This is a genomic window from Pseudomonas sp. RIT409 (assembly GCF_003052515.2).
In the GTDB taxonomy this organism is placed as follows: domain Bacteria; phylum Pseudomonadota; class Gammaproteobacteria; order Pseudomonadales; family Pseudomonadaceae; genus Aquipseudomonas.
The window spans coordinates 122117-135775 of sequence record NZ_QARE02000001.1 but is presented as its reverse complement, the minus strand read 5'-3'; the positions used below and the strand labels follow the sequence as shown (position 1 = coordinate 135775).

15 protein-coding genes are annotated in these 13659 nt (G+C 59.9%); 7 read left to right on the top strand and 8 right to left on the bottom strand.

Translation table 11 applies throughout. The features are described from left to right. Positions 1-56 precede the first annotated feature (56 nt). Positions 57-1295, bottom strand: coding sequence for a saccharopine dehydrogenase family protein (locus DBP26_RS00510; protein ID WP_108235657.1), 1239 nt, complete (start codon positions 1293-1295; stop codon positions 57-59). Between the two features lie 26 nt (positions 1296-1321). Further along, positions 1322-2419, bottom strand: a complete 1098-nt coding sequence (locus DBP26_RS00505) for a carboxynorspermidine decarboxylase (RefSeq protein WP_108235656.1) — start codon at positions 2417-2419, stop codon at positions 1322-1324. 389 nt (positions 2420-2808) lie between these two features. Here DBP26_RS00505 and DBP26_RS00500 point away from each other — a divergent pair, with 389 nt between their 5' ends. Beyond that, positions 2809-4497, top strand: coding sequence for an NAD-dependent malic enzyme (locus DBP26_RS00500; RefSeq protein ID WP_108235655.1), 1689 nt, complete (start codon positions 2809-2811; stop codon positions 4495-4497). Positions 4498-4696: 199 nt separating this feature from the next. Here the strand turns inward: DBP26_RS00500 and DBP26_RS00495 are convergent, their stop codons facing one another. Both DBP26_RS00495 and DBP26_RS00490 read right to left on the bottom strand, forming a co-directional pair. Further along, complete coding sequence (locus DBP26_RS00495) at positions 4697-5074, bottom strand: DUF2931 family protein (RefSeq protein WP_349254545.1); 378 nt, start codon at positions 5072-5074, stop codon at positions 4697-4699. Continuing rightward, on the bottom strand, positions 5071-5529 hold the full coding sequence (locus DBP26_RS00490; RefSeq protein ID WP_108235653.1) for a PAAR domain-containing protein: 459 nt from the start codon (positions 5527-5529) through the stop codon (positions 5071-5073). The genes DBP26_RS00495 and DBP26_RS00490 overlap by 4 nt, the downstream gene beginning before the upstream one ends. 346 nt (positions 5530-5875) lie before the next feature. On the opposite strand from DBP26_RS00490, the gene DBP26_RS00485 reads away from it, so the two are divergent. The 5 genes from DBP26_RS00485 (at position 5876) to DBP26_RS00465 (ending at position 10798) form a co-directional block, all read left to right on the top strand. Beyond that, a complete protein-coding gene (locus DBP26_RS00485) occupies positions 5876-7525 on the top strand; it encodes a phosphoethanolamine--lipid A transferase (RefSeq protein WP_108235652.1) in 1650 nt (549 codons plus the stop codon). Next, positions 7518-8183 carry a class I SAM-dependent methyltransferase gene (locus DBP26_RS00480; protein ID WP_108235651.1) on the top strand — a complete coding sequence of 222 codons (666 nt, stop codon included), beginning with the start codon at positions 7518-7520 and terminating at the stop codon, positions 8181-8183. Before DBP26_RS00485 ends, DBP26_RS00480 begins: the two co-directional genes overlap by 8 nt. Before the next feature lie 132 nt (positions 8184-8315). Next, positions 8316-9449 (top strand): ribonuclease D, encoded by a 1134-nt coding sequence (gene rnd / locus DBP26_RS00475; protein WP_108235650.1) that lies wholly within the window; start codon positions 8316-8318, stop codon positions 9447-9449. Next, positions 9446-9739, top strand: a complete 294-nt coding sequence (locus DBP26_RS00470) for a YcgL domain-containing protein (RefSeq protein ID WP_108235649.1) — start codon at positions 9446-9448, stop codon at positions 9737-9739. The genes rnd and DBP26_RS00470 overlap by 4 nt, the downstream gene beginning before the upstream one ends. A 126-nt stretch (positions 9740-9865) precedes the next feature. Continuing rightward, entirely contained in the window at positions 9866-10798 is a 933-nt protein-coding gene (locus tag DBP26_RS00465) for a D-2-hydroxyacid dehydrogenase (protein ID WP_108235648.1), read from the top strand. A gap of 85 nt (positions 10799-10883) precedes the next feature. On the opposite strand, the gene DBP26_RS00460 is transcribed toward DBP26_RS00465, so the two are convergent. Then, positions 10884-11477: a nitroreductase family protein gene (locus DBP26_RS00460; protein WP_108235647.1), complete on the bottom strand. Its 594-nt coding sequence runs from the start codon at positions 11475-11477 to the stop codon at positions 10884-10886. 276 nt (positions 11478-11753) lie between these two features. Here DBP26_RS00460 and DBP26_RS00455 point away from each other — a divergent pair, with 276 nt between their 5' ends. Further along, positions 11754-12203 (top strand): YcgN family cysteine cluster protein, encoded by a 450-nt coding sequence (locus tag DBP26_RS00455; protein ID WP_108235646.1) that lies wholly within the window; start codon positions 11754-11756, stop codon positions 12201-12203. Positions 12204-12221: 18 nt separating this feature from the next. Here DBP26_RS00455 and DBP26_RS00450 read toward each other — a convergent pair whose 3' ends face one another. The 3 genes from DBP26_RS00450 to DBP26_RS00440 all read right to left on the bottom strand — a co-directional run bounded on the left by DBP26_RS00450 (position 12222) and on the right by DBP26_RS00440 (position 13654). Beyond that, the gene (locus tag DBP26_RS00450) at positions 12222-12593 is read right to left on the bottom strand and encodes a DUF2892 domain-containing protein (RefSeq protein WP_108235645.1); all 372 of its coding nucleotides are present in this window, start codon (positions 12591-12593) and stop codon (positions 12222-12224) included. An 81-nt stretch (positions 12594-12674) separates the two neighbouring features. Beyond that, positions 12675-13163: an RNA methyltransferase gene (locus DBP26_RS00445; protein ID WP_108235644.1), complete on the bottom strand. Its 489-nt coding sequence runs from the start codon at positions 13161-13163 to the stop codon at positions 12675-12677. Positions 13164-13276: 113 nt separating this feature from the next. Next, positions 13277-13654, bottom strand: coding sequence for a YajD family HNH nuclease (locus DBP26_RS00440; RefSeq protein ID WP_108235643.1), 378 nt, complete (start codon positions 13652-13654; stop codon positions 13277-13279). Positions 13655-13659 lie beyond the last annotated feature (5 nt).

Below are 13659 nucleotides of genomic sequence, written 5' to 3'. Positions count from 1 at the left end.
CGCGCCCCCTCATCACAATGAGGTGCGCCCGGGCGGACGCACCTCGTCTTCAAGGCTCAGGCGTCCCAGGGGCGGTCGCCGTTCTCGTCCTTGATGCGGGTCGGCAGACCCATCACGTCCAACGCCTTGAGGAAGGCCTGTGCAGGCAGCTCCTCGACGTTGACCATGCGGTTCACGTCCCACTCGCCGCGGGCCACCAGCAATGCAGCAGCTACAGGCGGTACGCCGGCGGTGTAGGAGATGCCTTGACTGTCGGTTTCGGCAAAGGCTTCTTCGTGGTCGGCGACGTTGTAGATGAACACTTCGCGCGCCTTGCCATCCTTGGTGCCTTTGACCAGGTCGCCAATGCAGGTTTTTCCGGTGTAACCCGGTGCCAGTGAGGCCGGATCGGGCAGGACGGCCTTGACCACTTTCAGCGGAACGATTTCGACGCCTTCAGCGGTCTTGACGGGCTGCTCCGAAAGCAGGCCGAGGTTTTTCAGCACGGTGAACACGTTGATGTAGTGCGCACCGAAACTCATCCAGAATCGCACGTTGGGCACGTCGAGGTTTTTCGACAGCGAGTGCACTTCATCGTGGCCGGTGAGATAAAGGTCTTGCGCGCCTACGACGGGCAGGTCGTCAGTGCGCTTGACTTCGAACATGGTGTTGCTGGTCCACTGGCTGTTCTGCCAGCTCCACACCTGTCCGGTAAATTCGCGGAAGTTGATTTCCGGGTCGAAATTGGTCGCAAAGTACTTACCGTGCGAACCGGCATTGACGTCGAGGATGTCGATCGAATCGATGCGGTCGAAATATTCTTGCTGCGCCAGGGCTGCGTAGGCGTTGACCACGCCTGGGTCGAAGCCGATGCCGAGGATCGCCGTGATGCCCTTCTGTTGGCATTCTTCGAGGTGCTTCCACTCGTAGTTGCCATACCAGGGCGGCGTTTCGCAGACCTTGCCGGGTTCTTCGTGGATCGCCGTGTCCAGGTAAGCGACGCCGGTGTCGATGCAGGCACGCAGGACCGACATGTTGAGGAATGCAGAACCCACATTGATGACGATCTGCGATTCGGTTTCCAGAATGAGCGACTTGGTCGCTTCGATATCCAGCGCGTTCAAGGCGTAGGCCTTGATCTGTGCAGGCTGCTTCAGGCTGCCTTTGGCGTTCACGCTGTCGATGATGGCCTGGCACTTGGAGATGTTACGCGACGCGATGGCAATACGACCGAGCTCGTCGTTATGCTGCGCGCACTTGTGGGCCACCACCTTGGCGACACCTCCCGCACCAATGATAAGAACGTTCTTCTTCAATTTATTTCTCTCTCCTTTCTGCCAGCTTACGAAAGGCTGGACAGGTAATCGTCGAAACCAAACTCACGAACCACCTCGACTGTACCGTCGAGTTGTTTCACCGCGATGGACGGCATTTTCAGGCCGTTGAACCAGTTTTTCTTGACCATGGTGTAGCCCGCTGCGTCCACGAACGACAGACGATCGCCGATGGCCAGCGGACGATCAAATGAGTACTCACCGAAAATGTCCCCGGCCAAGCACGATTTGCCACATACCATGTAGGTGTGTTCGCCTTCGCTCGGGGCCAGCTTCGCGTTCAGGCGATAGATCAGCAGGTCCAGCATATGGGCCTCGATCGAACTGTCGACCACGGCCAGGTGCTTGCCGTTGTACAGCGTGTCGAGGACGGTCACTTCCAGTGAGGCGCTCTGGGTAATTGCCGCTTCGCCTGGCTCGAGGTACACCTGCACGCCGTATTTCTGCGAAAAAGCCTTCAGGCGCGCGCAGAACGCATCGAGCGGATAGCCTTCACCCGTGAAATGGATGCCGCCTCCGAGGCTGACCCACTCGACCTTGTGCAGCAGTTGGCCGAAGCGTTCCTCGATGGTCGACAACATCTGATCGAACAGAGTGAAGTCGCCGTTCTCGCAATTGTTATGGAACATGAAACCGCTGACTTGATCGATGACCTTCTCGATCTTTTCCGGATCCCACTCGCCCAGGCGGCTGAAAGGGCGCGCCGGATCGGCCAGCAGGTAATCGGAGCTGCTCACCTGGGGGTTCACGCGCAAGCCGCGAACCTTGTCGGCGCAGGCCGGGGCATGGCGTTCGAGCTGGCTGATGGAGTTGAAGATGATCTTGTCGCAGTTGGCGAGCATCTCTTCGATCTCGTCATCCGCCCATGCGACGCTGTAGGCGTGGGTTTCACCCGCGAACTTCTGACGGCCCAGCTTCAGCTCATAGAGAGAGGAAGAGGTGGTACCGTCCATGTATTGCTGCATCAGGTCGAACACTGACCAGGTCGCGAAACATTTCAGCGCCAGCAGGGCTTTTGCGCCGGAGTGTTCACGCAGATAAGCGATCTTCTCCATGTTGCGCAGCAGCTTCTGTTTATCGATGAGGTAGTACGGCGTGTTGATCATTTCGTGGCCTCCACCAATGCCTGCCGAAAAAGGACGGGGATTGTGCCTTCACTCGAAGTGGATCGAAAGGGTGAAGCACACTTTTTGCCGCGAATTGCGACGGTCGTGACTCATTTCTGCCTGTATCGAAACATTTTGTGTTCAGTCGCCGGGCAGTTGGTGTGGGCTTCCTGACGCCCGCGCCGCTGCTTCCCCTCCGTGTTCAGCCGTCATTCAGCAATCAGGACGGTGACAAAATGTCGCAATCGCTTCGAGGCGAGTAAGATAGGCGCCCTGATTTCATCCCCTCATCGTTGTACTGCGCCAGCGTCGAGTGTCGTATTGATCGATCTCCGAGGCGCCGTAGCAAGCCCGCATTGACAGAGCAAATAGAAAGAAGGCGATTACTGATGACCAAGACTTCGCGACCTTTATACATTTCCTACGCAGGCCCCTCATTGCTGGAGATGCCGCTGCTCAACAAAGGCAGCGCCTTCACGCCACAGGAGCGTGTGGATTTCAACCTGATCGGGCTGCTGCCGCAAAACGTAGAAACCATCGAAGAGCAAGTGACCCGCGTCTACAGCCAGTACCGACAGTGCGCAAGTGACCTGGACAAGCACATCTACCTGCGCTCGATCCAGGACAACAACGAAACATTGTTCTTCCGCCTGCTCGACTCTCATTTGGAAGAGATGCTGCCCATTATCTACACCCCGACCGTGGGCCAGGCGTGCCAGGAGTTTTCGAAGATCTACCGCACCCACCGCGGCTTGTTCGTGTCCTACCCGGACCGTGATCGCATCGACGACATCCTGCGCAGCGCCACCAAGGACCGCATCAAGATCATCGTCGTGACCGACAGTGAGCGCATCCTCGGGCTGGGCGACCAAGGTATTGGCGGCATGGGCATTCCGATCGGCAAGCTGTCGTTGTACACCGCGTGTGGCGGGATAAGCCCGGCTTACACCTTGCCGATTGTGCTGGATGTCGGCACCAACAATCAGGAATTGCTGGACGACCCGATGTACATGGGCTGGCGCCACAAACGCATCACCGGCAAAGAGTACGAAGATTTCGTCGCGCTGTTCATCGAAGCCGTGCAGCGCCGCTGGCCGGACGTGCTCCTGCAGTTCGAAGACTTCGCCCAGACCAACGCCATGCCGTTGCTGGAGAAATACCGCGATGAGCTGTGCTGCTTCAATGACGACATTCAGGGCACCGCGTCGGTGGCGGTGGGAACGTTGCTGGCTGCCTGCAAGGCGAAGAATGAATCGCTGAGTCAGCAGCGCGTGGTCTTCCTGGGTGCCGGCTCGGCCGGTTGCGGGATCGCCGAACACATCATTGCCGCGATGGTCATCGAAGGCTTGAGCGAAACCGAAGCGCGCAAGCGGGTGATGATGGTCGACCGGTTCGGCTTGCTGACCGACAGCATGGACAACCTGCTGGACTTCCAGAAAAACCTGGCGCAAAAAGCTGCCGATGTCGCTGGCTGGTCGAGTGCCGACGGTTACCCGGAGCTGCTGGACGTGGTCAGGAACGGCCAACCGACGGTGTTGATCGGCGTGTCCGGCCAGCGTGGCCTGTTCACCGAGCAGATCATTCGCGAAATGCACAAGCACTGTGCCAAGCCGCTGGTCATGCCGCTGTCCAACCCGACCTCCAAAGTCGAGGTGACGCCGCAAGAAGTGCTGACCTGGACCAACGGCGACGCGCTGGTGGCGACCGGCAGCCCGTTCGCGCCGGTCACGGTCGGCGAACGAACGTTCCACATCGCACAGTGCAACAACTCCTACATTTTCCCGGGCATCGGTTTGGGCGTGATCGCGGCGAAAGCCACGCGCATCACCGACAAAATGCTAATGGCTGCTTCCAATGCGTTGGCCGAGTGCTCGCCGATGGTGACGGGCAAGGGCGATGCCGTGCTGCCGCCGCTCAAGGAAATCCAGGCGGTGAGCAAGAAAATTGCCTTGGCCGTTGCCAAGCAGGCCCAGGCTGAAAATGTTGCGCTGGACACCTCCGACGAGATGCTGGTCGAGGCCATCGAGCGCAACTTCTGGATGCCGAACTACCGCAGCTACCGTCGAAGCGCGGTGTAACGAGCTCCCGCGAGCGGGCGCTTCAATCCGGCGGGCGCCCACTTGCTGACGGGGGAGTGACACCCTCGCTTGCGCCCGTCAGCGAGCGCCTACAGGGGGAGGTGCCACCAATGGTCCCGGGCGGCATTCCGACCTGCGCCGGGCACGTTGCACGATCTGCGTCATCAACTGTTTTGCGAACCATGGGCTGTTCGTGTGCTCACCATGAGCCGTAAGGGACGCCGAATTTTTCGATGTAGGCCTGGGATTCGGCGGAGATCGGGTCGTACACACCGTTTGAATTTCCGTCCCACGGTCCCACTGGGTCGACCTTCGCCTGCACCTTGGTCACTGTAATGGGAGATAGGCAAGGTCCCGTCACCCATACTTTTGCGATGCCACCGGGAGCCAGCCCGATCACGATTGCTTCGCGGTATTGCTCCTCATTTTTTCCAGTAAAACGACAAAAAACCTTTTCTTTCTTGCGCATGATGTTGCGCACCGACTCCGGAATGTCGATACGCGTGTGGTAAGTTTGGGGTTCGACCTTTGATTGCCATCGGACGTAGATCTGCCTTGGCAGGTCGGCGCCCATCACGTATTTGCCTTTACCCCAGCCCGCAACGTGATCAGCGGCTCCAGTTCGACTTCTTCCTCCTCTTCCTCGAGGTCGTCGCCAGCGTCGTCAGCGGCGCTGGCGGGTTTGCGTGGGCTGGTAGCCGCAACGGCCCCGCTCGGGCCCAGCGAGTGATGGGGGGCGGGGATGGAAGAATTGCCAGCGTAAGTGGCACTCACTACCGACGGAATCAGAATGGACCGGCATGGGCAACCGCTGACGCTGTGCAGGGTGCCCGCGACCGGTAGGTTATCGGCTGTGAAGTGAGGCAGTCCGCCTTCGATTTGGTAAAGCTTGCCGTCGACGCCGCAACTGACGACGTCGCCCATGCGCGCCATGTCCAGCCCCTCGAGGTCGATGTTAGACGTCGCCTGCTGAACCTTCCCGCCGCAGGTCGTGCGGTCGAAAGGCGAATGAAAAAGCCTTCCCTCATCAATGTTTCTCCTGTGAACGTTGCCGGCCAGTGCAAAAGCGGCCGACCGGCTGGGTGCGGCATCATGGCCAGATCGGAGAGGGGCAGCTGTGTCTGGGCGCGCCAGAGGTCGTGCGACGGGGATGAAGAATGGCTAGTCCGTTTCCTACAGACGATGACGGGGTCAACATGCAGAACTTTAGAGGCCATCCGACGCGTTGGAAGTCAGCGGAAACCCTCGCCGTCAGACCCCACCTTTTGTTCGCATCCTTTTCACAAAAAATTGATAGCGCGGCCCCTAAAGTTCGCCACATCGGGGAAGCGACCTGTTCTTCATCCGACGCCCCCTTTTTTCAGGCACGTACCTTTCCATGTTGAACGTAAAAGCAGTTCGCCCCGAACTCGTGACCCTGTTCGCCAGCATTTTCTTATTAGCGGGATTTAACGTCACGCTGTGGCGGCATTTATTTACCCTCACCGATTTAAACGGCCAGGGGCTCTTGTTGCGCGGTGCGTTTGCCCTCATGGTGCTAGGCGCCTTCAATATCGTTCTGACGCTGTTTGCCTTTAAGCACGTATTGAAACCGTTATTGATCGTGTTGTTCATGGTCAGTGCTGGCGTCGCCTATTTCATGAACGAATATGGCGTCTTGATCGATTCGGGGATGTTCCGCAACTTTGCCGAAACCAATGCCACGGAAGTTCAGGGCCTGTTGTCGCTCAAGTTGATTGCTTACTTGCTGTTACTGGGTGGTGTGCCGTCTCTGATACTTTGGAAAACATCCATCCTCTACCGTCGCTGGCCGCGCGAAGTCTTGAGCAAGGTCGTCGTCTGCGTTGTCTGCGCCAGCGTGACGGGCGGGGTGGCGCTGATGAATTACCAAGGTTTGTCCTCCTTGTTTCGCAATCATCACGAACTGCGGCTGATGGTGGTGCCGAGCAACTACATCGGAGCGTCGCTGAGCTACCTCAGCGAACAGGTGAAGTCTGCCCGGCAGCCATTCGTGAGCATCGGTGAAGACGCGAAACTGGCCAGCGAGTGGCAACAACACAAACGCAAATCCTTGACTGTTCTGGTAGTAGGGGAGAGTGCGCGGGCCGAAAACTTCGGCATTCTGGGTTATAACCGCGACACCACCCCGGAGCTGAAAAAAGAACGCGGCTTGCTGACGTTCACGGATGTGCATTCCTGCGGCACGGAAACCGCGGTGTCAGTGCCATGCATGTTTTCCAACATGGGACGCCGGGACTACAACGCCAGTGTGGCCAAAAACCAGGAGGGCATGCTCGATGTGCTCAAGCGCGCGGGGCTGGATGTGATCTGGCGCGACAATCAATCCGGCTGCAAGGGCACCTGCGATCGAGTGACTTTGCAGGACGTCAGCAACCTCCAGGATCCCCTGCTCTGCGCCGACCACGAGTGTCGCGACGAGATCCTTTTGCAGGGGCTGCAGCACTTCATCGATCAATTGGATAAAGACACCGTTCTGGTACTTCACCAGATGGGCAGCCACGGGCCTGAATACTTCAAGCGATATCCCAAGGCCTTCGAGAAGTTCACCCCGGTCTGTGAAAGCAATGCCCTGAATAATTGCTCGCGAGAAAGCATTATCAACGGCTATGACAACACGTTGTTGTACACCGATCATGTGCTGGCGACGTTGATCGATACCTTGCGGCGCAATCAGGACAAAGTGGACACCGCCATGGTTTACCTGTCGGATCACGGTGAGTCACTGGGCGAATACAACCTGTTCCTGCATGGCACGCCTTATATGCTCGCGCCCGATCAGCAGAAGCACGTGCCGATGATCGCCTGGTTCTCCGACAGCTATCAGCAAACGTTCGCCGTGGACACGCATTGCCTGCAGCAAGAGCGCAACGCGCCGTTGAGCCAGGACAACCTGTTCCATTCGATGCTCGGTCTGTTGCAAGTTCACACCCGCGTCTATAACCCCGCGCTGGATATGTTCGCCGGTTGTCGTGGGATCTACACCGACGGGGTGCTGGCCAATGAATGAGCCCACGACGGACCACTCCCCGCTGCAGGCCCATGTGCACCAGCATGAGCAGGGGCTGGCGCGACGCTTGAGCCTGTGGCGCGACGCTCAGCTAGCCCGCCTGGCCTTGCGCGACGCGGGCGATCCTGGCCTGGTACTGGATTTGCCGTCCGGTGCCGGTCGCTTCTGGCCCGTTCTCGCCGAACATGCAAACCGGGTGATACTTGCCGCCGATCCGTCCTGGGACATGCTCGACATTGCCCAGGCACAGTCGTCCACCGATGTACGCCAACGCATTCGGACGTTTCAAAGCTCCGCGCTGTGCATCGATCTGTCCGCCAACGCGGTGGATTGCATCTTTTGCATGCGGTTGTTTCATCACATCGCCGACAGTGACAAGCGCCGTGCGATTCTCGACGAGTTTTACCGAGTGACGCGGGACACGGCCATCGTTGCTCTGTGGGTCGACGGCAACCTGAAGGCATGGCGCCGCAAGCGCCTGGAACGACTGTCAGTGCGTGAGGGGGAGAAGTCGATGCCTCGCAACCGCTTCGTGGTGGGGCGCAGCCAGATCGAGTCGGAATTTCGCGATGCCGGCTTTCGGATCGTCGGCCACCATGATTTTCTTCCCGGCTATGCCATGTGGCGTGTTTACGTGTTGCGCAAAGTGGGTTCCTGAGCCTATGAGCGGTCGTCGGTGGCGCACAATTGCCGGACAGGCAGGATGAAGTTGGTCGAGACTTGCAGGACGGATGCCCGGTAAACGCTCTGAGCGATATATACTGCGCGCCATTCTACAAGGGAGAGCCGTGTGGCCATCGATATTCTCTGGATTCGCGACGACGAGAGCCTCGCCCACCATTGTGCGCAGTGGCAGAAATTGCCATTCGTCGCCCTCGACACCGAATTCATGCGGGTCGACACCTTTTATCCCATTGCCGGGCTGTTGCAGATCGGCGACGGTTCTCGCGCTTTCCTGATCGACCCCTTGCTGATCGACGACTGGGCGCCGCTGGCTGCGTTACTGGAAAACACCGCCGTCATCAAGGTGCTCCACGCCTGCAGCGAGGACCTGGAGGTGCTGTTGCGCCTGACGGGCAGCCTGCCCGCGCCGCTTTTTGACACTCAACTGGCCGCCGCCTACTTGAACCTCGGTTTTTCCATGGGCTATTCGCGATTGGTTCAGGAAGTCCTGAACATCGAATTGCCCAAAGGCGAAACCCGTTCGGACTGGTTGCAGCGTCCCTTGTCGGACACGCAAATCAGTTACGCCGCCGAAGATGCGGTACACCTTGCAGAAGTCTATGCGCTGCTGCGTCCTCGCCTGTCGGACGAGAAGTACGCCTGGGTGCTGGAAGATGGCGCCGAGCTGGTCGCCAATCTGCGCCGTGAAACCGATCCCTATGAGGTCTACCGCGAAGCCAAGCTGGCTTGGAAACTGTCTCGTGCGCAGTTGAACGTGCTGCGTGAGCTCTGCGCCTGGCGCGAGCAGCAGGCGCGCCTTCGCAACCAGCCTCGCAACCGGATATTGCGCGAGAATTCCCTTTGGCCGCTGGCAAAGGGGCAGCCGGACAATCTGGTTGCGCTGGCCCGAATCGAAGACATGCACCCCAAGACCGTACGTCAGGACGGCGAATTCTTGCTGGACCTGATCAAGACGGCAGGCAGCGTCTCCCCCGATCTATGGCCGCCGGCCTTGCCGGAGCCGCTGCCGATCGAAGCGTCGAGCGTGCTCAAGCGCCTACGGGCCATTGGGCAACACCAGGCCGAACGGCTGAACATGGCCCCGGAACTGATGCTGCGGAAAAAGACGCTCGAAGCCTTGCTCAAGACCGGGTTTCCTGACGGTCCCTACCAACTGCCCGATTCGCTGCGTGGCTGGCGCCGCGAGTTGATGGGCCAGATGCTGCTCGACAGCCTGGCCACTGCCGGAGAACAGCGTTGAAACAGATTTGCTCCATCTACCGCAGCCCGCGCAAAAACGAAATGTACCTGTATGTGCTCAAGAGCGAGGCGCTGGAACGAGTACCGGAAGGCTTGCTCAGCGTTTTCGGTAAACCGCAACACGCGTTCGACCTGGTATTGACCCCTGAACGCACGCTGGCACGCGAAGACATTCACACGGTGCTGGAAAACCTGGAAAAGCAGGGTTATCACTTGCAGATGCCGCCTGCCGAGGAGGAGTACATCGAGCACCTCCCCGAAGAGTTGCTGCGCCGCAACGACCCGGTCTGATCGCTCACACCCGCCGATCACCGCGGGTTTTTCCAAGGCTGTCCATGCGCCAGATCCGTTTCTGTCTTTGAGCGGGCAACCTGGGTGAGGGCGGTCGCACGTTCTGTTTTTTCGAGTTTTGATTTCATGCGCGTTCTGATCGCCGAACACGATTACGCTGTTTACACCGACCTGCTTCGCAAGGCCGCTCCCGATATCGAGGTCCTCAGCAGCGGCGACTCTGCCGAGCTGGCAAAAATGGCGGTGGATGCGCCGATCTGGCTGGGACAGCCTGATCTGCTCGCGACCCTGTTGCGTCAGGGTCACCGACCGCAATGGCTGCAGTCGACCTGGGCCGGTATCACGCCGCTGCTGGCCGACGGGCTCCAGCGCGATTACCGGTTGACACGGGCCGTGGGGATTTTTGGCCAGGTCATGGCTGAGTTCGTCCTGACCTACATGCTGGTGCACGAGCGCGAAGTGCTGGCGCGTCTGGTCAGCCAGGTCGAGCGCAAATGGGACACCCGGCCAGGCATGAGCCTTGCGGGGCGCAAGGCATTGATCGTCGGCACCGGTGACATCGGCCTGAGCGTCGCCCGCTTCCTGACGCCCTTTGGCGTGCAGGTGTATGGCGTGGCTTCGACGTCCCGTACGCTGGCGCCTTTCCTCGAAGTCGGCGCGCTGGACGACTTGCCCCGCCTGGTGGCGGACGCTGACTTCGTGATCAACCTGCTGCCCAATACCCCGCAGACCCACGACATTTACGACGCGAAGCTGTTCGCCCATTTCAAGCCATCGTCATTGTTCATCAATGTCGGACGGGGGGTGGCGGTGGTCGATGCGGATTTGGTCAATGCGTTGAAGGAAGGTCATCTGGCGGGCGCGGTCATCGATGTCTGTCGCCAGGAGCCGCTGCCGCAGCGCCATCCGTTCTGGACCGCGTGGGGCCTTTTGCTGACCGGCCACAGCTCGGCACCGACGTCGCCGCCCGCGATGACCCGCCTGTTCGTCGACAACCTGGCGGCCTACACGGCGGGTGAACCCCTGCGCGGGGAAGTGGACTTCGAGAAGGGGTACTGAGCCCCGCCAGACCGGGTCTCGCCAGACCGGGTCGCGTCAGACCGGGTCGCGCCAGACCGGATCCGTGCGGTCAGGGGGCTCAGGTTTACAAGCTGAAGTCCCCTTCGGCGACCAGTTCGGCGAGCGGGCGCCGTGGGCTCGGGGTTTCGCGGGCTTGCAGGTAGTCGGGCAGGCTCGATTTGTCGCCCAGCTTGCCGATGGCGACAGCGGCATGCAGCGCGTAACCGTCCGGGATCTTCAATTCCTTGCGGGTCAGTTCCTGGTCGAAGCCGGCCATGCCATGGGTATGCCACCCGCTCAAGCTGGCTTGCAATGCCAAATGGCCCCAGGCCGACCCGGTGTCGAAGGTGTGCCACAAGGCGGGCGTCTCTTCAGTGGCCCCGGGGGCCGTGAAGGTGGTCTTGGAGATCACGATGACCAGCGCCGCCGCATGCTGCGCCCAGCCCCGGTTGAACTCGTTCAGCAGGCCCAGAAAACGTTCCCAGTTCGGCGTGTCGCGACGTGCGTACAGAAAGCGCCACGGCTGCGAGTTGTAAGCCGACGGTGCCCAGCGTGCCGCTTCAAAAAAGCTCAGCAACGTTTCTTGGGGGATACCCTCGCCGGTGAATGCGCGAGGCGACCAGCGGTCGGTGAATTGCGGGTGAATGGGGTAGTCGGCAATGCGAGGGTTGGCGCTCATGAAGGGCTGATCCTGAACAGGTTGAAGTGACCGCGTGCCCGGAGGCGCAGCGCGCGGCATCCATCAGATGGGCCGTGGACGGCAGGCATCGTCGAAACGGTAAGGCGTGATGCGGGGGTGGCAGGTGCTCAGCGCGGCCGCGTGAGGGCATAAAGCTACTTGGCCGCCCCGTTCATGACAACCCTGCGCTACCGACAGTCGCCGCTGCTTTCCCCCTGCGCGATGTGCCTCTAGACTGGCGGCCTTTTCATCAGCCGATACCGATTGCCTCACGCCATGGCCGCCAAAGTCGAACCGTTCTGGATGCGCAAGTCCCTTTCTCAACTCGATTCCAAGGAGTGGGAATCATTGTGCGACGGCTGTGGCCTTTGCTGCCTGCAGAAGCTCGAAGACGAGGAGGATGGCAGCGTCTATTACACGCGCATTGCGTGCAAACTGCTGGACTTGAACACCTGCCAATGCAGCGATTATCCGAACCGTAAGGCGCGAGTGCCCGATTGCATTCAGCTCACGCCTGGCCAGGCCGATGAGTTCAAGTGGTTGCCCCCCACCTGCGGGTATCGACTGGTCAGCGAGGGGAAGGACCTGCCCATATGGCACCATCTGGTGTGCGGTGATCGGGACCAGGTCCACAAACAGCGCATCTCCCAGTCCGGCCGCATGCTCAGCGAAGCCAGCGTGGCCGAAGACGACTGGGAGGATTACCTGATTTTCCGCGCGGGTTAACGCACGTCGCGCGCCGGTTTAAACGCCTTTGGACCCGGTCACCGCGTCCACGCTCTTCACGACGGCTTCTTCCGCAGCCACTTCGGCTTTGGTTTTGAGCTTGCTCAGCTCGGCACCGGCTTCCTCGATGCGCGCGCGGGCGGCAGCCATGTCGCTACGGCTTTTTTCCAGCAGGGACTTGGCCGAGCAATGGCCGGTGATGCCGCGAGCCAGTACTGCGCCACCAATGGCCAGTTGCACCAGGCCGAAAAGGCCACCACGGCGCAGGCCCTTGCCCATCATCAAGACGCCCCCGGCCAGCGAGCCGATGCGCTCCCAGCCTTGTACATTCTGTTCGGGAAGGTCACGCAGCGGACGTTCTACGCGTGTCAGGATCGGGGTATCGCTCATGAGGGTTCTCCATGAAAAGTAGGGTCCCTGTAGCTGACTGCCGCGTGACGAAACTGTTCCATGCGTTTATCGGGACGGTGGTCAGGTCCGTTCGGTTTCGCGTCCGAACAGTGGGCCGGAGCGGGTGTTGTTGCCTTTGGCCATGCGGTCGTACAAAACCACATTGACGGTCGCGGCCAGGTTCATGCATCCGGTGGTGGGGATGTACACCACGTCTTCACACCAGTCACGAATCTCCTTGTCCAGCGAACCGTCCTCGGGGCCGAAAATGTAGATCGCTCGATCGGGGTGGGTGTAGTCAGGCAGCGCACGGGCGCCTTCGACCAGCTCGACGGCGACGGGGACGCACCCCAGCGGGATGATTTTCTTCAGGTCGTCGATGCCGATCAGGGGGATGTCCTGATGGATTTTCTTGGTGTCAGTGACAAAGTCTCGCGCCCGCTCATAGCGCTTGCCGGTGTAGAACACCGACGCCACCCCGTAACAGCCTGCCGCGCGCATGACCGAGCCGACGTTTTCCGGTGATTTAGGGTTGAACAAGCCGATACAGGCATAGCGTTTGTTGGCCACGAGGGGAGGGTGCTCTTCGGAAAACGGGGGCGCAGTTTCAAGCTTCGAGCCTCAAGCTGCAAGTCAAGGCAACGGCCGGAGGGCCCGGCCGCGCCTTCCCGGCAGGGGGCGATTCAGGATTTGCCGCTGTCTTTCATCAAACCGGCCAGTGCGGCAAACGGATTGTGGGTGGCCTTGGCGGTTTTCGGTGTGCCGAGCGAACCCTCGGAGAAATACTGTTGGTCGGTGTAGCGCGAGTGCTCATTGTCATGGCAGTACAGGCACAGGAGCTCCCAATTGGAGCCATCCTGAGGGTTGTTGTCATGATTGTGGTCGCGGTGGTGCACGGTCAGTTCGCTCAGGCGCTTGCCGGAGAACTCTCGGGCGCAGCGACCGCAGACATGCGGGTACATGCGCAAGGCCTTGTCGCGGTAACCCATTTCGCGGTCGCGTTGGGCATCGGCAAGGATGCGATCAAGTTTGGACGTATTGGTCGGCGTGCCCGAGCTCATGGTGT